The following is a 21,057-nucleotide window of genomic DNA, read 5'->3' on the forward strand; positions in this document are numbered from 1 at the left end:
CCGCGCCACACACCCCCATACTAAACGAAAGCCTTTCGTTTAGTATGGGCTTCCAGAAAGGACGGACCAGTGCCGGATACCCAAACCAGACCTCCGGCGTCGTCTGCGGACGGCGCCCTCAAGCGCAATGCCCTGGGCACAGGCGGCATTGCCTTCCTCGTCATTTCGGCGGCAGCGCCGCTGACCGTCATGGCGGGTGTTGCCCCGGTGGCCATCAGCGTCGGCGGCATCGGCGCCCCGGCGGGCTACCTCCTGGCGGGCATCGTGCTCACGCTCTTCGCCGTCGGTTTCATGGCCATGACCCGGCACGTGAAGGCGGCCGGCGGCTTCTACACCTACATTTCGCTGGCCATGGGCAAGACCGTGGGACTTGCCTCAGCCATCCTGGCGATCGTCTCCTACAACTGCCTCCAGATCGGCGTCTACGGACTCTTCGCCGTCCAGACCCACGACATGCTCAAGGTGGTCTTCGGGCTCGAGGTGCCCTGGCCGGCGATTGCCCTGGCCGCCGTGGCCGCCGTATGGTTCCTCGGCTACCGGGGCATCGACGTCGGCGCCAAAGTGCTCGGGGTGCTCCTCGTGGCCGAGACCGGCATCCTGGCCCTGATGGGGGCGGGCATCCTCGGCAGCGGCGGAGCGCACGGAATCAGCGTGGGCTCCTTCACCCCGGAGCACGCGTTCGGGCCGGGCGTCCTGGCCATCCTCGGCATCTGCTTCGCCGCATTCATGGGCTTCGAGTCCACCGTGCTGTACCGCTCGGAGGCCCGGGACCCGGACAGGTCGGTGCCCCGGGCCACGTATATCGCCGTCGGCTTCATGTCCGTGTTCTACGCCTTCATCGTCTGGGCCGTGGTGCAGGCCTACGGCGAAGACCGTGCCGTGGAAGCCGCCGGGCAGCTGGCGGGCGGGATGTTCTTCCAGACCATCAACCACTACGTGGGTCCCTGGGCCGAGGTGGCGATGTACTTCCTGATCGTCACCAGCGTCTACGCTTCCCAGCTGGCCTTCCATAACGCGATCAACCGCTACGTCTACATGCTGGCGCGCGACGGCGTGCTGCCGGACTTCCTGGGGCAAACCCACCCGAAGTTCAAATCACCACACCGGGCCGGCCAGCTGCAGACGGTCCTCGCCGCCCTGGTCATCATGGTCTGTGCCCTCCTGAACGCGGATCCTTACCAGCAGCTGCTGATCTGGGTGAACACCCCGGGGATCTTCGGCATCGTCGGACTGCAGGGTCTGGTATCGGTGGCGGCCTTCCTCTACCTGCGCCGGAATCCCGAGGCCGTCACGCACCGGCTGATGGTCCCGCTCAGTTTGGCGTCGGCCGTCCTGCTCTTCGGCGTGGTGCTGCTGATCGGGTTCAACATCGAACTGCTCACCTTTGCCGATGCACTGACCAACACCATCCTCATCCTGGTGACGCCCCTTGTCTTTACCGCCGGACTCCTGGCCGCCCGCTGGGTGCGCCGCCACCGGCCGGAAACCTTTGCACAGATCGGAAGCTTCGAAACCCATGAATCCTGACCTGATCATCCTCGCCGGCACCGTCCACACGATGGACGGCCTGCCGTCTAGGAACCCGGAGCCACAGGCCGTTGCCGTCCGGGACGGCGTGATTGCCGCCGTCGGAAGCCGTGCAGATGCGGCAGAGTGGCGGGCCGCGGAGGTCATCGACTTCGGTGACGCCGTGTTGACCCCCGGCCTGGTGGACTGCCACATCCATCCTGTTTTTGGGCTGGAACTGACCCGCGGCTGCGACCTGTCCGGCGCCGCGGACCTGGCTGCGGTGCGCACGCTTCTGCGCGCCGAGGCGGCCGCGACAGCGCCCGGCGAGTGGGTGCGCGGCTGGGGCCTGGACCCCAACGTGTTCGGATCCGCTGCCGCACACCGCGGGCTGATTGACGACGCCGTCTCCGGACGGCCGTGCCTTCTCCGCCTGTTCGACGGGCATTCCGCGCTGGCCAGTTCCCGGGCCCTCGAAATCGCGGGCGTCACCGGTCCACGCGCCTTCGACCAGGCCGCAGAGGTGGTCTGCGACGGCAGCGGCAGGCCCACGGGGCTCCTGCTGGAGGCGGCCGCCGTCGAACTCGTTGCCCGGGTGATGCCCGCCGAGTCCTTCGCCGAACGGAAGGTGCGGCTGGCGGAACTGCTCACCCAGTTCTCGCGGTCCGGGCTGACGGGGGCGCACGTGATGGACTGCAACGACGATTCGCTGGAGCTTTACCGGGCGCTTGAGGAGGAGACCGACGGCGGCCTTCCGCTGCGGCTGAGGATCTCGCCGTGGTGCATGCCGGGCACCGGTGAGCCTGACTGGCGCGGGCTGGCCGGGCAGATCGGGGTGGGAGGGCGGCGCTGGGAGGTGGCCGGCATCAAGCTGTTCGTCGACGGCACGGTGGACAATGGAACTGCCTGGCTGTTTGAGCCCGATGCCTATGGTGAGTCGGTGGCATCGTTCTGGCCCCGGCCCGCGGAATATGCCGAGGCCGTGCTCTATTTCGCCGGCCGCGGTATTCCTACAGCCACGCACGCAATCGGCGACGCCGGGGTGGCCGCGGTCCTGGATGCCTTCGAGTCCCTGCCTCCGGGCACACCGCCCGGCGTGCACCGGATCGAACACCTCGAGACCGTTCCGGACGAACTGGTCGGAAGGTTCTCCCGTTCCGGCCTGATCGCGAGCATGCAGCCGACCCACTGCACGCACTACTCCCGTGCCGACCACTCGGACAACTGGTCCACCCGGCTCGGCACGGAAAGGGCCAACAACGCCTGGCGGTGCGCGGACCTCCGTGCTGCGGGAACCACCCTGGGGCTCGGATCCGACTGGCCGATCGCCCCGTTCGAACCGCTGCCCATCCTGGCGGACGCGCAGTTACGACGGCGGTCGGGCCGCCCGGGTGAGCAGCCGATTGTTCCCGGGCAGGCCCTCTCGGCCCGTCAGTCGCTCGAAGGCTACACCGCGCACGCCGCCAGGGCCGCGGGGGAGTGGGACGTCTCCGGCTCCATCACCGTGGGCAAACGCGCGGACTTCACGGTGTTCGATCTGGATCCGCTGGCGGCTGCGCCCGATGACCTTGCTGCTGCCCAGGTTCTGGCCACATTCGTCGACGGGCAGGCCCAGCACTCGGCGGAGCAGCACTCGGCCGTCGGGGCCGGGAGGTCACCGCTGTCCTAGCGACAGGTGTCTTACGCCCCACCTGTCTTAGGCCCGGTCCCTCAGGCGACCGCGGCGGGCGCCACATCCTCGGGCGTCGCCGCTTCCTCCGTCAGGTCCGCCAGGAGTTCGGCAGCCGTGGGCGGGTTGGCTCCGGGACGGCGCACTGTGATCGCGGCGGCCTTCGATGCCGTGCGTCCGAGTGTTTCCAGCACTGCCGGTGCCAGGCCGTCCGCTCCGCGCGCCAGCAGCCCGTAGATCAGCGCCGCCATGTACGAATCCCCGGCGCCGATGGTGTCGGCCACTGCGGACCGGACGGCCGGCACCACCAGCTGCAGCTCCGGAGTGGCCAGCAGCGACCCCTCGGAGCCGCGGGTGACCACGGCCAGCCCCGCACCCAGCCTGAGGATTCGCGCCGCGGTGTCCTCCAGTTGCAGCTCCGGGTACAGCCAGCGGGCATCCTCGTCGCTCAGTTTGACCACGTCGGTGAGCGGGACCAGCTCCTCGAAGATGGTCCGGGCCTCAGCGTGGCTGCCGAGCAGTGCCGGGCGGATGTTGGGATCGTAGGTGACCACGCATTCGCGGTGCGACTGCTCCAGGAGGGTCCTGACAGCTGCTGCGCCCGGAGCCAGGAAGGTCGCGATGGAGCCGGTGTGGAGCACCTTGGGAAGTGATGCCGGTGCCACCGGCGGCAGTTCCCAGCGAATGTCGAAGTCGTAGGTGGCGGAACCGTCTGCGGCGAGGGTGGCGGTGGCAGAGGCTGTGCGGCCCTTGGACCTGGAACCGGGGAGGAGCTCGACGCCGGCGCTGCTCAGGTGCGCTTCGATCGCCGCGCCGCGGTCGTCTTCGCCGATGGAGGTCAGGAGGGCTGCGCGAACGCCGAGGCGTCCGAGTCCGTAGGCGACGTTTGCCGGCGATCCGCCGGGGTGCTCGACAGTTCCGTCTGCGGACGCAACGACGTCGACCAGGGCTTCGCCGATGACGATGACATCAGGCATTGTGGCGGGAGTGCCAGTGGAATGGGTCTGAGGCATGGAGGGCCTTTCATGGAGCCGTCCGCGGACCCGGTGGAGGCCCGCGGACGGAGTTGGGGGAGAATCGGTGGTGCTCTTGCGGACTAGGCCGTTGCGGCGCCCGTCATGATGGCCACGGCGTCGGTCATGCTGTGCGACTGCGGCGTGATGGTTGCCGCGCACTTTCCGAGCCGCTGGATGTGGATCCGGTCCGCCACGTCAAACACATGCGGCATGTTGTGGCTGATCAGGATGACCGGGAGGCCGCGGTCCCGGAGATCGCGGACCAGCTGCAGGACCTGGTTCGACTCCCGGACGCCAAGTGCCGCAGTCGGCTCATCGAGGACAACCACCTTGGAGCCGAACGCCGCGGCGCGGGCCACTGCCACCGCCTGGCGCTGGCCCCCGGACAGGTTCTCCACCGGGACTGTCACGTCCTGCAGCGTCGAGATGCCGAGCCGGGTCAGTTCCTCCTTGGCCTTGCGGCGCATGCCCTTGGTGTCCAGGACGCGGAAGAGCTTGCCCAGCGGGCCGGGAAGCCGCTCTTCGCGGCCCAGGAACAGATTGGAGGCGACGTCGAGCGCCGGTGATACGGCAAGGTTCTGGTAAACGGTTTCGATGCCGTGGACGCGGGCGTCCTGCGGGCGCTTGAAGTGGACTTGCTGGCCGGAAACGAACAACTCGCCCGAGTCCGGGACCTCGGCACCGGTGAGGCACTTGATGAGCGTGGATTTTCCGGCACCGTTGTCGCCAATGATCGCCAGGACTTCGCCCGGGTACAGGTTAAGGCTGACGCCGTCCAGACCCACAACGCGGCCGAAGGTCTTGACGAGGTTCCTGGCCTGCAGGATCGGCTGGCGGACCTCGGTCTTGGCCGGCTGGAATTCTGTGGCGGTCATGATTTCACCTTTCGGATCCACTGGTCGATCGACACAGCGAGGATGATGAGGACGCCCACGGCGAGGGTCTGGTAGAGCACATCGAGGCCGGCGAGGGACAGGCCGTTGCGGAACACCCCGACGATCAGCGCCCCGAGGAGGGAGCCCCAGATGGAGCCACGTCCGCCAAAGAGGCTGGTTCCGCCGATGACGACGGCGGTGATGGAGTCGAGGTTCAGGTCCACGCCGGCGTTGGGGCTGGCTGCGTTCGTGCGGCCGATCTGGATCCACGCGCCAACGGCCAGCACGGCCCCCGCTGCGAGGTAAACGCTCATCAGTACCCGGTTCACCGGGATACCGGCCAGGCGGGCGGCTTCCTTGTCATCGCCAACCGCGTAGACGTGCCGGCCCCAGGCGGTCTTTCCGAGGATGAACGCGACCGCGATGTAGAGCAGGAGCATCATGACCACGCCGGTGGAGATCCGCACGGGGCCGACCGGGAACGTGCTGCCCATCCACGTCAGCAGGCCGGGCATGCTGGAGCCGCGGACTGTAGAGCCGCCGGAGTAGAGCAGCGTCACGGCGATGAAGATGTTCAGCGTTCCGAGCGTGACGATGAACGGGGGGAGCCGGAACCTGGTGACCAGGAAACCGTTCAGCGCCCCTGCTGCCAGACCCACGACGAGGCCGAGGAGGAGAGCCAGCGGAGCGGGCATGCCGCTGCCGACGGCCAGCTGTGCCACCACCATGGACGCGAGGATCATGACGGCGCCCACTGAGAGATCGATGCCGGCGGTGAGGATGATGAGGGTTTGAGCGATTGCGAGGGTTCCCACCACCGAGACCTGCTGAGTGATCAGGGACAGGTTCTCGACACGCAGGAACCTCTCATTGAGGAGCCCGAAGACCACCACCGCAACAAGCAGGACAATGGCCGGGCTGAGCGCGGGATAGCGGTGGAGGATGTTGCGGATTCGGCTGAGCGGGGTCTGACGGTCGAGGAATTCCTCGGCCGGGTCTGCATGGCCTGCGGCGGGCGGTCCGGCTGTCTGTTGCTGGGTCACTGTTGCTCCTGAACTTCAAGGTCCTGCTGGGGCTGGTTCGGCTGGGACTGGTGCGGCGGCTGCTGCTTCTGCAGTTAATTCTCCTGCTGTGAACCGCGGGAGAGTACTGAATCTTCAGCACGCTCCCGCGGTGCGGGGTCCATGCTGGTTACTTGCCCCAGCAGATCTTGGAGGCATCGGACGTGGTGATGCTCTTGACGCCGTCGACGGCCTTATCCGTGACGAGCTCGACGCCGGTGTTGTAGAAGTCCAGTCCTGGTGAGTTGGCCGGCTTCTTGCCGGTCTTGGCCAGCTCAACGATGGCCTTGACGCCCAGTTCCGCCATCTTCACCGGGTACTGCTGGGCAGTGGCGCCGATCACGCCGGCCTTGACGTTGTTGACGCCCGAGCAGCCGCCGTCCACCGAGACCACCAAGACGTCCTTTTCCTTGCCGGCAGACTTCAGCGCCTCGAAGGCGCCGGCCGCAGCTGGCTCGTTGATGGTGTAGACCACATTGACGTTCGGGTTCTTGGCGAGGAGGGTCTCCATGGCAGTCCGGCCGCCGTCTTCAGCGCCCTGGCTTGCCTGGCTGCCCACGATTTCGTAGTCGCCGCCCTTGCCGCCGGTGTATTTGCCGGTCTTGGCCTCGTCGCCGTTCTTCTTCTTGTCCGCGGTGTCGATGCCGAGGCCGGTCAGGAAGCCCTGGTCCCGGTTGTAGTCCACCGAGACGACCTTGTCGTCGAACAGGTCCAGCAGCGCGATCGTGGCCTTCTTGCCGCCGAGTTGGGCGGCGGTCCACTTGCCGATCAGTTCACCGGCGGCGAAGTTGTCGGTGGCGAAGGTGATATCGGCGGCGTCAGCGGGGTCCGGCGGGGTGTCCAGGGCGATGACGAACAGCCCGGCATCTTTGGCCTTTTTCAGGGCATCGACGACGGAAGGGCCGTTGGGCGTGATGAGGATGCCCTTGTCGCCTTTGGAGATTGCGTTTTCGATTGCCTGGATCTGCGTCTCTTCGTCGCCGTCGGCCTTGCCTGCTGCGAGCTTGAGGTCCACGCCGTCGGTTTCGGCGGCCTTCTTGGCGCCGTCCTGCATTGAAACGAAGAACGGGTTCGAGGTGGTCTTGACGATCAGGGACACGCCGACCTTCTCGGCCGAAGAGCTTCCGGCTGACGATGTGGTCGGCGAACTCCCGCCGCAAGCGGTGAGGCTGAGCGTGCCGAGGGTCAGGACTGCACCGATGGCAAGCAGGCGGTGGGTGACTGTCCGCGGGGCTTTGGAACTCAACATTGAATCTCCTGGTTTCATGGCACTTCTGGTGCCTGACAACGATGTCATGCATCATGTAATCAAGGTCACAAGGTACAGTCAAGAGAAATTCGATGATGAAGGACCAATTTATGACAACGATGTCTAATCGTTACCAGCCCGATACGACAAAGAACCGGCCTACGATGCGCCATGTCGCGGCACTGGCCGGCGTCGGCATCAAGACCGTCTCCCGAGTGATGAACGATGAACCGGGGGTCTCAGAGGCGACCCGCCAGCGCGTACTCGGCGCTTCCCAGCAGCTCAACTATCAGTTGGACATGGCAGCGGGAAGCCTTCGCCGGGCGGGCCGCCGGACTCTTTCCATCGGCCTCCTGCTGCCGAGCGTGTCCAATCCCTTCAGCGGTGAGATTCACCGCGCCCTGGAGGACTCCCTGGCCGCCCGAGGGATTGCGGTCTTCGCCGCCAGCCTCGATGACGACCCCGAAAGGGAGAAAGCCCTGGTTGCCGCCTTCCTGGGCAGGCGCGTGGACGGGCTGGTCCTGACGCCGATTGCAAAAAGCCAGTCCTACGTCATCCCGGAGCACTCACGTGACCTGCCCATGGTCTTCATCGACCGTGAACCCGTGGGCATCGAGGCAGACGCAGTGGTGACGGATAACGCGGTCGGATCAGCCATGGCCGCCAGCCACCTGATCGCACAGGGCCACACGAAGCTCGCCTATCTCGGTGACCGCACAGATATCCAGACCGCCCGCGAACGCCGGCGCGGTTTCATCGAAGAAGTCGGCAGGGCGGGCATCGCAACCTCCTCGGTTCCGGTGCTCGAAGGCCTCCACGACGAGGATTCGGCGAGGCGGGCCGCCCTTCAGTTGCTGACATCGGAGAACCCGCCCACGGCCATCTTCTCCAGCCAGAACCTCGTCACGTTCGGCGTTATGCGGGCGCTGAAAGAGCTTGGCGCCAGCAAGCGCGTTGCCCTCGTCGGCTTCGACGACTTCACCCTGGCCGACATGATGGAGCCGGGCGTGACCGTCATTGCACAGCACCCCGACAGGATCGGAAAACTGGCCGCCGAACGCCTGCTGGCCCGGATCGACGGCGACAACAGCGCGCCGCAGACCTACGTCGTCCCCTCGGAACTCATTACCCGCGGGTCAGGCGAGCTGCGCCCACCGGTGTAAACCAGAACCACCGACCCCTCAAAACCCATCCCGACAGGAGAACCATGACCAAGACGCTCTACGCCGAATTCACCGTCAAGCCCGGCAGCGAGACCCGCGTTGCCGAGATGATGCGCGCACTGACCGAGCAGGTGCGCAGCGAGCCCGGCAACCAGCTGTTCCTGCCGTACACGCGGGAAAGCAACCCCCGGGAATACTTCGTTTTCGAGGTGTATCGCGACGATGCAGCCTTCCAGGAACACATCACGGCGGACTATGGCGCCCGGTTCAACGGGGAGCTCGCGGACCATATTGAGGAGGATGGTTCGGTGCTGACCTGGCTGCAGCCGGTCCACTAGGCCGGCGCCGCCCCGCCACGAAGAAGGCCGGTGGCCGCAGGTTCTGCGGTCACCGGCCTTCCTTGTGCCGGCCTTCTTCGAGGCGCCCTTACTTCCTGTTCTTGGTGGGCACCTGCGCTGCCTGGAACATGGACTGGCTGAGCGGCGTAACAGTCAGCGACTTCAGCCGGGCGGTGCCGCCTTCTGCAAAGAGCGCTACCTGGTTGGCGCCCTGTTCAGGGAAGACCTGGTCCGTGATGGTCCGCAAGCCGTTCTGGGCGAACACCTCCACCGAGGACCTGTCGACATAGATCCGTAGCGTCACGTTGCCGCTGCTATCCACGGCCACGGGGGCGGAATCAACCGAGACGAAGAGCGGGTGGAAGTCAGTCATGCCGGAGTTGCTCCGGTCGACATACAGCTCTCCGGTTCCCTTGTCGTACCCGATGACGGTGGACTTGCTGCCGTTCCCCAGGACGGTGATTCCGGCCTTGGCTGCTGTACCGGGCGAGAAGGTCACGTCGATCCGCTGCACGTCACCCGCGGCCGCAGGCGGCAGCACGTGGGTGCCGGCGGGAATGTTCCGCGCCCGCTTTTCGGCGTAGCTTTCCTTCCCGGCGAGGCCATCCACCTGCTGGACTGCCTTTTGCGTCAGCCGCGGACCGCCGGCCGTCTGGGTCAAGGACACTTCGCGCGGGAGTGACATGGCGCTGCGCCACGGCGAGGTGGGAATGCTGTTGGCGTAGTCCCAGTTGTTCATCCAGCCGAGCATGACCCGCTTGTTCTGTGGCATGTTGTTGAAGGACACGGACGCATAGTAGTCCCGGCCATAGTCCAGCCAGTCGTAGGTCTGCACCCGCGGCGTGGCCGGACGCGGTGAGGCGACGAACTCGTCCGCCAGGATGTGGCCCCAGCCGAAGCGGTTGTTGTCCACCACCCGGATGCTGGCCTGCCGCCCCTTGAACTCGGAAACGTTCCACGACGCCCAGTCCAAAACCTCGCTGTTGGCGCCGGTGGCCGTCCTGACAACCTTGCCGTCCACAACGAGATTGACGGTGGTCTCATCGGAACGGGGCACTGCGGCCTGGTCCGTCAGCATGACATGGTCCAAGGTGAGGTGACCCCAGCCGCCGGTGGCCTGGTCCACGACCCGCAGCTGTGCCTGCTGGCCCGAGAATTCGGCCACGTCCCAGCCCTTCCAATTCAGGGCGCCGGCTTCGTCCCCAGCAAGACTGCGCACCACGTTCCCGTTCACCAGGAGCTGGACTTCCAGCGTCTGCCCGGAGCCCGCCGTGCGGTGTCCGCCGCCCACCAACATGCTCATGAAGTTCCGGTTCACCGTGAACGACGGCGACGTCAGGGTTCCCTGCCTGTCGTCGCCGGGCGCTCCTCCCGTATCGAACGTGTTGATCCGCTTGGCGCCGATATAGAAGTCGCCGCCAGAGGTTGCCGGCTGGAACGCCGGTGCCAGATCCCCGGTTCCTGTCCACCCGGCGTCGGCCAGAGTAGAACCGTCCGCTACCTCAAAGCCGTTGAACAGCAGGTCCCCGGGCGGCGGCGTGTTGTCCAGCTTGTCCGAGACCCGCGGATGCTGTCCGCCGCCCACCAAGAAGTTGAGGTAATCGCTGTCCACGGTGAACTGCGGCGAGTTCATCGAGCCCACCGGCCAGTCGCCGTCGTTGAATGAATTGATCAGGCCGGCGCCGGCAAAGCCGGTGACGCCGTTCTGCCCGGCGAGGGTGCCGGCCGCCGGCGCCCCGGCGAAGGGGCCGTCCTTCGAGTTGCCGGGTTCGTTGTTCACCGTCCAGCCGCTGTACGTGCCGTCGTTGAAGCCTGCCAGGGGAGTGCCCGCGGGCAGTGCGTCAACGGCCTTTGTGGTCTCCGACGTGAAGGCGGTGCCGTCGAAATTGCCCACGAAATACTGCCCGGCCGAGCCTCCCGCCACGCCTCCGGGGTTGATGTTGACCACCATCACCCATTTGACGTTCGCGGGGTCGCCGTCGACCGCAAGCGGGAACAGGTCGGGGCATTCCCAGAGCCCGCCCGTGGCATTCGCCGGGCCGAACTCGCTGAGCTGCGTCCAGTCCTTGAGGTTGCCGGACTTGTACAGCACCACCTTGTGCTCGGTGGCCTCGACAGCGGCCATCACCCAGTAGCCGCCCCCGCCGGGGGAGTCGTACCAGAACACCTTCGGGTCGCGGAAGTTCGCCGAGTTGCGGTTGAGCACCGGGTTACCGCTGTACTTGGTCCAGGTCTTACCCTCATCCAGGCTGTAGGCGAGGGATTGCGCCTGCAGCCCCTTGTAGGGCGAGGCGTCCTTGTAGGCGCTGGTGAAGATTGCCACCATGGGCGGGTTCTCGGCCGTGCCCAGGCCGGAGCTGTTGTTCTTGTCCACCACGACGCTGCCGGAGAAGATGTCCTGCTGGTCATCCGTGGCGATGGCCAGCGGCTGCTCCTTCCAATGCACCAGGTCTGTTGACGTGGCATGGCCCCAGGACATGTTGCCCCACTGGTTGCCGGACGGATTGTGCTGGTAGTAGAGGTGGTAAACGCCCTTGTGGAACACCATTCCGTTGGGATCGTTCATCCAGTTCTGCTGCGGGGTGTAATGGTAGGCCGGCCGGAACTGCTCGTCGCCGGAGAACCCGGCCGCCGTCGCTGTTCCTGCTCCGGCCAGTACCGCGGCCAGGCTGAGACCTGCCACGGTCAGTGCGGTACATAGCTGTAGTCTGCCGAATTTTCGCTGGTGCATAGTGCTGGTGTCGCCCTTCATCGCGCGTGCCTTCTGCCCTCCCCCTAATTGACGGGCAGAATAGACAACGTTGTCAGTGACTGGAACGCTAGGGGATGTCCACAAGACAAGTCAACGGATTCGACGGCGGCATATTGGCCTGGCGCGCTAACCCTTGAAGCCTTTGTGGCCTGGGGCCGAGACGCCGCTGTCAGCCCCGGTTGCGGTGCCCTGGCCGGGCGGCCTTGGCGGCAAGCCGCTGTGGAACGCGGACCGGACACCGTTGTCAGTCTCTGTCGACGGCTGAGCGTCGTAGGCACGAGGGCAGGCTTCAGTGTCGGAGTTCCCCGTGGCACCGTTGCTAGGGTGGGATCATGAAACGCAGCCACCTCGCCATGACCATGATTCCTCTTGTTGTCCTGCTGGCGGGCTGCGCCCAGGCCGGGGAAGCGGCCCAGAATGCGGCGAGCTCGGCGGTGTCCCAGGCTGCCAACGCTGCCGCCGGACAGGTGAAGGGACAGATCTGCGCCATCATCGAGGACGGCCTGGTCAGCGCCTCGGACAAGGCGGCACTCGCGGGCCTTGTGGCCGGTGCCGAGACCGCTGGCGTCCCCGCCGATATCACCGGGCCCCTCAGGGCGATCGCCCAGGCCGGCGACCAGGTTCCCAGCGATTCCGTCGATGATCTTCAGAAGGCCTGTGCTGCCGCTTAGGCCTGGCCGCGGGAAGATCGCTACCAGCAGATCACTATCACGGCAGATCATGGCTCGGCGATCGCCCGTCAGAACGACACCCGCCCGGGTTTCTGCCCGCGGCGCCCGGGACAGTCAACGCAGCCTGCAATAATCGGAACCAGCAGTTGCGGGGGCGCTGAAAACGGCCGGCCGCGACGGACAGCAGCGTTAGTTTCGGGCCGATTACAGCAGACGAGGCGGATATATGAAGGCTCCCAGCCAGCAGCACGCGAGTTCCCCTGACACACCTTCCCCCGCGACCTCTTCCCCTGATCCCTCTCCCTCTGAAACACAGGCGGGCAACGGAACGCCGGTAACCAACACCGCGGTCAATCCCGAGCTGCTGCGCTGGCTGGCGGAGGCCTACGGCGTTGGCACGTCTTACCAGGGGTGGGACGGGCAGCCGCATGACGTAGCGGCCGAAACCTTGATCCGCGTCCTGGCGGCGCTGGGAGTCAACGCCCGCACTGACCCGCTCATCGAGCACGAACTGGCCGAGGCGGAACTGGCGCCCTGGCGCCGGATGCTGCCGCCCGCCGTCGTGGTTCAGGAGGGCACGCCGGAGCAGGTGAGCGTCCATGTCCCGCACGGTTCGCCCGTCCGAATGTGGGCCGTCACCGAGGACGGACGCGAGCTGGAGGCCGTCCAGGAGGACGTCTGGGTGGAACCGCGCGAGGTGGACGGCATTCTGACCGGCCGGGCCACCTTCGCCGTGCCCCAAAACACGGGCCTGGGGTGGCATACCCTGCGTGCCGAGGCGGCCGGAATGGTTGCCGAGGCCACGCTGGTGGTGACTCCCGCCCGGCTCTCCACGGCAGCCGACCTTGAACAACGCAGGGGCTGGGGGCTGGCGACGCAGCTGTACTCCGTCCGTTCCAAGCGGTCCTGGGGTGTGGGCGATTTTGCCGACCTCGCCGAGCTCGCAGCGGTGGCCGGAGCCCGCGGGGCCGACTACGTGCTGGTCAATCCGCTGCACGCGGCCGATCCCGTGCCGCCCCTGGAGCCGTCGCCGTATTCACCGTCGACCCGCCGGTTCTTCAACCCGCTGTACCTGCGGATCGAGGCCATTCCGGAACTGGCGTACCTGAAGCCGAAGAAGCAGTCACTGGTCCACAGCCTCATGAAGCAGGCGCGGAAGCTGAACAAGGATGCCATCAGGCTTGACCGGGACAAGGCCTACTCCGCCAAGCTGGCCGCACTGGAGCTGATCTTTGGGGTGCGCCGTTCGCCGTCGCGGCAGCTCGCGTTTGAGGACTACTGCCGCCGCGCCGGCGCCGGCCTGGATGACTTCGCCCTTTGGTGTGCGATCCGTGAGGATCTCGACGCCGATGACCCGTTTTGGGCCGACCCAACGGCTGCGCTCGGCTCGCCTTTGGCGGAGAAGCTCAGGGGTGAGCTTGCCGAACGGATTGAGTTCCACCGCTGGCTGCAGTGGCTCTGCGACGAGCAGCTTGAATCCGCGCAGCAGGCCGCCCGCAACGCCGGTATGCGCCTGGGCGTGGTGAACGACCTCGCCGTCGGCGTAGACCTCCAGAGTTCCGATGCCTGGACGCTGCACGGGGTCCTCGCTCCCGGCGTCAGCGTCGGCGCACCGCCGGACATGTACAACCAGCTGGGGCAGGACTGGCACCAGCCGCCATGGCACCCCACCCGTCTGGCCGAGGCCGGCTACAAGCCGTTCCGGGAGATGCTCGCAACGGTGCTGAGGCACTCCGGCGGCATCCGGGTGGACCACATCCTCGGCTTCTTCCGGCTCTGGTGGGTGCCGGAAGGGAACTCGCCAGCGGACGGCGCCTACGTCCGTTTCGACCACGACGCCATGATCGGCATCCTCGCTCTGGAGGCGCACCGCGCCGGCGCCGTCGTGATCGGCGAGGACCTGGGCACCTTCGAGCCGTGGGTCCGGGACTACCTCGCGGCCCGGGGCATCCTGGGCACCTCGATCCTGTGGTTTGAGAACGACGGCGACGCCCCGCTGCCGCCCGAACGGTACAGGCTGCAGGCGCTTTCCAGCGTGAACACGCACGACCTGCCGCCGACGGCGGGTTACCTCGCAGGCGACCACGTGACGCTGCGGAACGCGCTGGGGCTGCTCGAGCGCTCGGCGGAGGAGGAGCGCCTGGAGCACAATGCCAAGCTGGAGAAGATGATGGACCTGCTCCGGCATCGGGGCCTCCTTTCGGCCAGCGACGCCGGCTCCGAGGAGGAGCGCATTGAGGCGCTGCACCGACTGCTCGCGCAGACCCCGTCAGTCCTTCTCGGGGTGGCGCTCGTGGACGCGGTCGGCGAACGGAGGGTGCAGAACCAGCCCGGCACCACCTCCGCCCAGTACCCCAACTGGCAGGTGCCGCTGGCTAACTCCGACGGGGACTCCGTGCTGATCGACAGCCTTGAGGGCGACGACAGGTTCAACTCCCTGCTCGCGGCGGTCGAGGAGGCCATGCGGGCCTGAGCCTGAGCCGCCCTGCGGGCCGTGAGCCCGGGGTTACTGCCCGGCTGGCAGTAGCCCCGGGCAACCTAGCCGGCCGTGATGACGTGCGTGGTGTGGCTGTACCGGAAGGTGACCGGTCCGCCGTCGTGGTTCAGCACGATGTTGGAACCGTTCGGAGCGCCATCCTGGCCGTAGTTCTCCTCCCAGGAACCGTTGATGGCCGCCTTGAATTCGTACTGCCCGGCCGGAAGGTCTGCCGTTAGTTTCCACAGGCGGTCAGCCGGATCAAAGGCCATGAACGCCGCCTCACACCCCGGCTGCCAATCATCCGGGCAGCCCATCTCGCTGTTCAGGCTTCCCGCCACAGTGACCGATTCGGGCTGTGCTGCGGCACCAACCACCACTGTCCGGACATTGCTCACCACGTCTGAGCCGCTGAGTTTTGCCCGGTACTGGACCTCGGTTCCGTCGGCGAGGTTCAGGGCGGCCAGGTCGTCGACCACCGTGTACGAGGGCGATGACGCATCGTCGGAGCCGACGGCCGTCCATGGGCCGCCCGCGACGCTGCGCTCAAAATGCACCACGTGGCTGGCCTTCTCAGGGTCCGCGGTGGCAACCACTTCCACCTTTCCCTGGACGGTGCTGCCCTCGTCCGGCTGCTGGATGGTCAGCGCCGGGTCCGGCACCACAGTTGACCGGGAAGCACTGACGGACGTGCGGCCGGCGTTGTTCAGGACGACCGCCCGGTACTCCACCGCAGTGCCGGGGTTCAGCCCCGAAACGTCGTGGAACACGCGGTAGGGGGTGGTGTCATCTGTGCCAACGCGCTCCCACTTGCCGCCCGGCGTCCTGGCCTCAAAGGTGACCTCGTAGAGCGAGCTGCCGTCGACGTCGGCTGTCACCTGGATGCGTCCGTTATCCCCGGCGGACGTGACGGTAGCTGCGGCGGAAACGGGGGACTGCAGCGCGACGGCGGGCGCCGTCTTCTCGCGGGGGATCCGGCCGGCGGACTGGTAGACGACGGCGGACAGCGGCGGCACCGTGACGGTCAGCTTGCCCTCGGCTGAGGTCTTGGAGTTTTCGGCGGCGTCGCCATAGATGAGGCTGTAATTGCGCTTGGCGATGTAGGTGGGAACAGCGGCGGTCTGCGGTTCCTCGCTGTTGTTCAGTGCCACGACGTACTCGCGCTGGTCCTTGGCGCTGCTGCGGGAAAACGCGTAGATGCCGGGGCCGTCCGAGGCGTACCGGTGCTGGTGGGCGCCGTCGCGCAGGGCAGGGTGCTCCTCGGTCAGCTCCGCGAGTTCACGGATCTTGGCGTAGAGGGGATGCCCGGTGTTGAAGTTGTCGGTGGCGTGCGCGGCGTCCGTGCCGAGCAGGTCGTCGTCGAGGTAGTCGGGCACCTTGCTGGCGAACAGCGTCTGGCGGGCGTCCTGGTCCCCGCCGGGCCCCGTAAAGCCCTGCTCGTCCCCGTAGTAGACCACCGGGTTTCCGCGGGAAAAGTACATGAGCTCATGGGCGAGTTCGTCGCGGGCCACCCGTTCGGCGTCGTCCGCTTCCGGGTTGTCGGTGCTGATGAAGCTGCCGATCCGGCCCATGTCGTGGTTCCCCAGGAAGGTGGGCAGCTGGTAGACGTTGGAATCCGCATCGGTGTACCAGTCGTCGGCGGCGAAGAAGGTTTCAAGCTCTTTCGCGGTCTCACTTTTCGAGGCAAAATTCCGCGCCGCATCCTGGAACGGGAAGTCGAGGACCGCCTGCATCCTGTTGCGGGTAGTGAACTGGGACGTGTTGCTCTTGGACGTGTCGAAGACCTCGCCGAACATGAAGAATTCGTCCTTGCCGTGGGCCTTGGCGTAGGCGAGGACGTCGGGCCCGAACTGTTGCCAGAATTCGTCATTGACGTGCTTCATCGTGTCGATGCGGAACCCGTCCACGCCGAAGTCACGGATCCACGTCTCGTAGATGTCCGTCATCCCGGCCACGACCGTCGGGTTTTCGGTGAACAGGTCGTCAAGGCCGAAGAAGTCGCCATAGAAGGAGTTCTCGCCGGCAAAGGTGGTGTCGCCGCGGTTGTGGTAGAGCGTCGGGTCGTTGAGCCACGCCGGAACCTTGAGGTTCTGTTCCGTTGGATCAAGCACCGGCGTGTACGGGAAGGAGGTTCCGGCGTCGAGCTTGGGGAAGTCCGCGCGGCCGGCGAAGTCCCGGTCATCGAAGGCTTCGCCCGATGCGGTGCGGTACGGCTCCTTGTCCTTGGAGACGTAGCCGGTGCGGGCGCCCTCCTTGTAGCCAATAACGTCCGCGGTGTGGTTGGTGATGATATCGAAGTACACCTTCATGCCGCGCGAGTGCGCCTCGTCGATCAGCGCTTTCAGTTCGGCGTTGGTGCCCAGGTGCGGATCGATCTGGGTGAAGTCCGTGACCCAGTAGCCGTGGTAGCCAGCGGAGTTGTCCTCGGGCTGGACCGCCTTGTTCTTGAAGCTCGGTGTCAGCCAGATCGCCGTGGTTCCGAGCCCCTGAATGTAGTCGATCTTGTCCAGTAGGCCGTTCAGGTCCCCGCCGTTGTAGAAGCCCTTGCGGGTGGGGTCGAAGCCGGAGACCATCGGATCCGGCCCCAGGCCGCCCTGGTCGTTGCCGGCGTCGCCGTTACTGAATCTGTCCGCCATGACGAAGTAGAAGTTCTCACCGGTGACGGGAGTGCGGAGCGAGTGGGCCCCTGTTCCCGGTTTAGTGTCCGACGGCGGGCCCGGGGTTTTAGTGGCGGCTGCGGCTTGGGCAGGTGCCTTGGTTGGCAGGGCTGCTTGGCCCGGTACGGCCGACGCAGCCAGCAGGACGAGTGCGCTCGCCGCCGCAAGAGTTGTTCGGGCGGACTTGGTGGGAACGCCGGCGCGGCGCGGGGAATTCAGGCGAGGGACGGTGAGCATGTTGGACCTTCCGCAAAGCAACGCTGCTTGTCCGGGTGGGGATGCCCGGAATCCGTTGGGTGCCGACTCGTCCAAGGCAAGCCCAGCCACCCGCCATAGCTCCTGTGATGGAGCCGTATTGGCGATGACTAATCTTGTATTGGTTTTGTCGATTGCCGTTTAGCTTGCCACAGCCAGGGCCGTGGGGGAACCCGCCACGAGGCGGTGAAGGGGGCCCTGCGGAAGGCCGGTCTGGGAGTCCAGGCGGAAGGTGGTGATGTCGTGGGAGCGCTCATGGGCTACGCGAAGCCATTCGCCGTGGACCAGGTGGTGGCGGGGCCAGTCGCCGCCACTGGAGAAGTCGCAGACCGGGCTAAGCAGGCTGCCCTCCGCCGATGGCGTCACTTCCAGCACGCTGATGCGGTTGGATCCCCGTACGCCGACGTAGGCGAAGCGCCCGTCAGCCGACAAGGCAATTTCGGCCGCAGAGTCCTCGTCCCTGGCGCCATCGGAGGTAGCGGGACCCTGGCCGACCAGTTCGAACTTTCCTGATGACGAGGCGGCCCGGGCCGCAAAGACCTCGATGGAATACTCGGAGACCACGAACACCGTTCCAGCGGGGTGCTGCACCAGGTGGCGGGGACCGCTGTCCTTCGGAAGCACCACCTCGTGGTCCAGCGCCAGGCCCGTCGCAGGGACGTGGTTCCACACGCGGAGGAGGTCGTGGCCGAGGTCGGTGGTCATGATGCGGCCGTCTGCGAGTACCAGGCTGGCGTGGGCCCGGCTGGGGCGGTCGTCCCGGTGCGGATCGCTGGATGGTGCCGCCGGAAGGCGGCGGGCGATGCCGCCGTCATCCGCCAGTTCGTACAGCAACACTTGGCCGTCGCCCCAGCAGGCAACGATCAGGAACTTGCCCTGCGGATCGACGGTGACGTGGCAGGCAGCTTCGCCTGCAGGCCAGGGCTTGCCGACGGCTTCAAGGCCGAACTCTCCCCGCCGCCGGTACGCCTGAACGGTTTTGGCGTTCTCGCCGACGGCATAAACCATTGGCAGTGACCGGTGCACGGCAACGAACGACGGCGAGTCCGCCTTTGCGGCGGTGCCGCGCCAGGTGAGCGTCCCATCAGCGTTGGCCGAGACGGCCCCGATACCAGCGCCGTGGCCGCCGCTGTCCGCAGTGTAGGAGCCGGTCCAGATGAGCGTGTGGTCTTCGCTGTGGGTCATGGTTCCATCCTGCCAATAATTGCCGGTTTCGGCGTCGGATAGCATGGATTTTGCGGGGCCGGTTTGGGCACTGCACACGTTTGAAAATACGGGAGGTGAGAACAATTCACGCAATGCCAGCCTGGGTTCTTCCTGCCCGCCGCCGTACGGACCGCCAAGGCTAGTCGGACGTATGCACGGAGCGCCCATCATTCAACCGAAGGACGCGTCCATGCCTGTTCAATCATCGCTTTCCCGCTCCAGTGTCATCGGCAGGCTGCGCGCCGCCGGCTGTGTCTTTGCCGAGGACGAAGCGGACCTCCTCCTTTCCGCAGGCCTCGCCCGCAATGAGCTGATCAACGCCGTGCAGCGGCGAATCGAGGGGTTTCCGCTCGAGCATATTCTCGGCTGGGCGGAGTTTTGCGGCCTGCGGATCAGGGTCGGGGCCGGAGTATTTGTGCCGCGCCGCCGGACAGAACTGCTAGTCCGCGAGGCAGCTGCACTCCTTGGCGTCGCGGGGGCAGGGTCCGCGGAGAGATCGCCATCGACCCCGCCAATTGTTGTTGACCTGTGCTGCGGCTCCGGAGCTGTAGGCACCGCGTTGGCGGCACTGGTCCCGGAGATTGAGGTGCACGCTTCCGACGTCGACCCTGCCGCGGTGCGTTGTGCCCGCCTCAACGTACTGCCAGCGGGCGGAGTGGTCCATGAGGGTGACCTGTACGCGGCGCTGCCTGCCCGGCTCCGAGGCAACGTTGACATGCTGGCGGTCAATGCGCCGTATGTACCCACTGCTTCCATCAGCAGCATGCCTCATGAGGCCCGAGTTCACGAGCCACGGGTGTCGCTCGACGGAGGGCCCGACGGCCTCGACATCCAGCGGCGGGTGATCGCGGAAGCGGGTGCTTGGCTCAGGCAGGGAGGGCATCTCCTTATCGAAACGAGCCGGCTGCAGGCTCCGCATACAGCCGCGGCCATGGTCAGTGGGGGCTTGAGCCCTCGGATCGCCACGTCAGCCGAACTGGACGGGACAGCGGTGATTGGGAAGCTGCTGTAGCTCTGGAGACGGCGACATTCAGGGAGCGCCGCTGTTACTTCCGGCGCCCCAGCTCTGGCAACGGTAACCGCCACAATGGCAGGGCCCACTTCGGGGGCCCAATAAATGCAACGGGCTAGCGGGCAGTGCCCGCCCCAAATCGAGACGTCGTCACGCTCTGTCCGCTGGCGCTGCCCTTTTTGTGCTTGCCCGCCGGGTCTGCCATCGACTCATGTTTTGTGGTGGTGGTTTTGTCGGGGGTGTTGGCGGGGGTCGATGTGGGGTGGCGGGATGAACCAGGGGGTTCCGTTTTTGATGTGGATTTTCCACTGTTCTTTGTGGATCAGGTGGTGGTGGTGGGTGCAGAGGAGGGCGCCGTTGTCGGTGCTGGTGGGTCCGCCCCGGGACCAGTAGGTGATGTGGTGGGCTTCGCACCAGGGTGCGGGGATGGTGCAGTTGGGGAAGGCGCAGCCTTGGTCGCGGGCGGTGAGGGCTTTGCGGATGTGGGGCGGGAAGATCCGGGTGGTGCGGCCGATGTCGAGGATGCGTCCTTCGGAGCCGAGGAGGACGGGGATGATGTCGGCGTCGCAGGCGATTTTCCGGATGGTGGAGGCCGTGATGGGGCCGGTGTAGGTGAAGGTCCCACTGCCGGTGGCCGTGCTGGAGAGGGGAGTGCCGCGCCAGTTGGTGCCAGGCAGGGCGGTGCCGGGCTGCCGGGTGTTCGGGCCGGTGCCCGGCTCGGGCTGGGGTTCGTTGGTCTGCCGGGTGCCGGGGCGGTTTCCGTTCGGGGCGTAGCGGGGGCCTTGGGCGGCGGCGGTTTCGATGCTGTTGAGGAGGTCGTGATGGTTGATGGTGACCATGACTTGGGGGCGGAGTCCTCCGGTGGCGGGCAGGGTGCCGGCGGCGAGGGCTGCCTTGCAGCCGCCGACGAGGCCGTCGAGGCGCTGTTGGGCGAGGGTGCGGCGGTCCAGGTCAGGTGCCGGGGTGGGGGCGTTGATTACGGCGTCCAGGTTGGCAGCGGCGCTGTCACTGTTGGCGGTGCTGTCGCTGTTGTCGTCACTGCCGCTGCCACTGTCAGGGCCGGTGCCCTCTGCACTGCTGCTGTCGCTCGCGCAGGCGGTGGTGTTGGGTGTGGTGGTGCGGGGGTTGGTGGCGGTGTTCATGACGGTGGT

15 protein-coding genes are annotated in these 21,057 nt (G+C 66.4%); 7 read left to right on the forward strand and 8 right to left on the reverse strand.

Annotated elements, in window-relative coordinates; all coding sequences use genetic code 11:
- Positions 1–69: 69 nt before the first annotated feature.
- Positions 70–1,527, forward strand: a complete 1,458-nt coding sequence (locus tag J7I85_RS23410; protein ID WP_214857948.1) for an APC family permease — start codon at positions 70–72, stop codon at positions 1,525–1,527.
- Positions 1,517–3,175 carry an amidohydrolase gene (locus tag J7I85_RS23415; protein WP_214857950.1) on the forward strand — a complete coding sequence of 553 codons (1,659 nt, stop codon included), beginning with the start codon at positions 1,517–1,519 and terminating at the stop codon, positions 3,173–3,175. The genes J7I85_RS23410 and J7I85_RS23415 overlap by 11 nt, the downstream gene beginning before the upstream one ends.
- Positions 3,176–3,216: 41 nt before the next feature.
- Here J7I85_RS23415 and J7I85_RS23420 read toward each other — a convergent pair whose 3' ends face one another.
- The 4 genes from J7I85_RS23420 to J7I85_RS23435 all read right to left on the reverse strand — a co-directional run bounded on the left by J7I85_RS23420 (position 3,217) and on the right by J7I85_RS23435 (position 7,376).
- Positions 3,217–4,188 (reverse strand): carbohydrate kinase, encoded by a 972-nt coding sequence (locus tag J7I85_RS23420; protein ID WP_214857952.1) that lies wholly within the window; start codon positions 4,186–4,188, stop codon positions 3,217–3,219.
- A gap of 83 nt (positions 4,189–4,271) precedes the next feature.
- Positions 4,272–5,066 carry an ATP-binding cassette domain-containing protein gene (locus J7I85_RS23425; RefSeq protein WP_214857954.1) on the reverse strand — a complete coding sequence of 265 codons (795 nt, stop codon included), beginning with the start codon at positions 5,064–5,066 and terminating at the stop codon, positions 4,272–4,274.
- Positions 5,063–6,109 (reverse strand): ABC transporter permease, encoded by a 1,047-nt coding sequence (locus J7I85_RS23430; protein ID WP_214857956.1) that lies wholly within the window; start codon positions 6,107–6,109, stop codon positions 5,063–5,065. Before J7I85_RS23430 ends, J7I85_RS23425 begins: the two co-directional genes overlap by 4 nt.
- 148 nt (positions 6,110–6,257) lie before the next feature.
- Entirely contained in the window at positions 6,258–7,376 is a 1,119-nt protein-coding gene (locus tag J7I85_RS23435; protein WP_214857959.1) for a substrate-binding domain-containing protein, read from the reverse strand.
- Between the two features lie 164 nt (positions 7,377–7,540).
- On the opposite strand from J7I85_RS23435, the gene J7I85_RS23440 reads away from it, so the two are divergent.
- Together J7I85_RS23440 and J7I85_RS23445 are read left to right on the forward strand one after the other, a co-directional pair.
- Complete coding sequence (locus tag J7I85_RS23440) at positions 7,541–8,539, forward strand: LacI family DNA-binding transcriptional regulator (RefSeq protein WP_214857996.1); 999 nt, start codon at positions 7,541–7,543, stop codon at positions 8,537–8,539.
- Between the two features lie 44 nt (positions 8,540–8,583).
- Positions 8,584–8,877: a putative quinol monooxygenase gene (locus J7I85_RS23445; RefSeq protein ID WP_214857961.1), complete on the forward strand. Its 294-nt coding sequence runs from the start codon at positions 8,584–8,586 to the stop codon at positions 8,875–8,877.
- Between the two features lie 88 nt (positions 8,878–8,965).
- On the opposite strand, the gene J7I85_RS23450 is transcribed toward J7I85_RS23445, so the two are convergent.
- Positions 8,966–11,629: a GH32 C-terminal domain-containing protein gene (locus J7I85_RS23450; protein ID WP_214857969.1), complete on the reverse strand. Its 2,664-nt coding sequence runs from the start codon at positions 11,627–11,629 to the stop codon at positions 8,966–8,968.
- 332 nt (positions 11,630–11,961) lie between these two features.
- On the opposite strand from J7I85_RS23450, the gene J7I85_RS23455 reads away from it, so the two are divergent.
- Both J7I85_RS23455 and malQ read left to right on the forward strand, forming a co-directional pair.
- The gene (locus tag J7I85_RS23455) at positions 11,962–12,300 is read left to right on the forward strand and encodes a hypothetical protein (RefSeq protein ID WP_214857971.1); all 339 of its coding nucleotides are present in this window, start codon (positions 11,962–11,964) and stop codon (positions 12,298–12,300) included.
- 226 nt (positions 12,301–12,526) lie between these two features.
- A complete protein-coding gene (malQ, locus tag J7I85_RS23460; RefSeq protein ID WP_214857973.1) occupies positions 12,527–14,773 on the forward strand; it encodes a 4-alpha-glucanotransferase in 2,247 nt (748 codons plus the stop codon).
- 65 nt (positions 14,774–14,838) lie between these two features.
- Here the strand turns inward: malQ and J7I85_RS23465 are convergent, their stop codons facing one another.
- Both J7I85_RS23465 and J7I85_RS23470 read right to left on the reverse strand, forming a co-directional pair.
- A complete protein-coding gene (locus J7I85_RS23465) occupies positions 14,839–17,670 on the reverse strand; it encodes an alpha-amylase family glycosyl hydrolase (protein ID WP_214857981.1) in 2,832 nt (943 codons plus the stop codon).
- 159 nt (positions 17,671–17,829) lie between these two features.
- The gene (locus J7I85_RS23470; protein ID WP_214857983.1) at positions 17,830–18,873 is read right to left on the reverse strand and encodes a beta-propeller fold lactonase family protein; all 1,044 of its coding nucleotides are present in this window, start codon (positions 18,871–18,873) and stop codon (positions 17,830–17,832) included.
- Positions 18,874–19,084: 211 nt separating this feature from the next.
- Between J7I85_RS23470 and J7I85_RS23475 the strand changes: the two genes are divergently transcribed.
- Entirely contained in the window at positions 19,085–19,906 is an 822-nt protein-coding gene (locus tag J7I85_RS23475) for a putative protein N(5)-glutamine methyltransferase (RefSeq protein WP_214857985.1), read from the forward strand.
- A 209-nt stretch (positions 19,907–20,115) separates the two neighbouring features.
- Here the strand turns inward: J7I85_RS23475 and J7I85_RS25395 are convergent.
- Positions 20,116–21,057 (reverse strand): HNH endonuclease signature motif containing protein (locus tag J7I85_RS25395; protein WP_251024758.1); only part of this gene is annotated, 942 nt, incomplete at its 5' end.

Source organism: Arthrobacter sp. ISL-65 (assembly GCF_018613795.1).
In the GTDB taxonomy this organism is placed as follows: Bacteria; Actinomycetota; Actinomycetes; order Actinomycetales; family Micrococcaceae; genus Arthrobacter.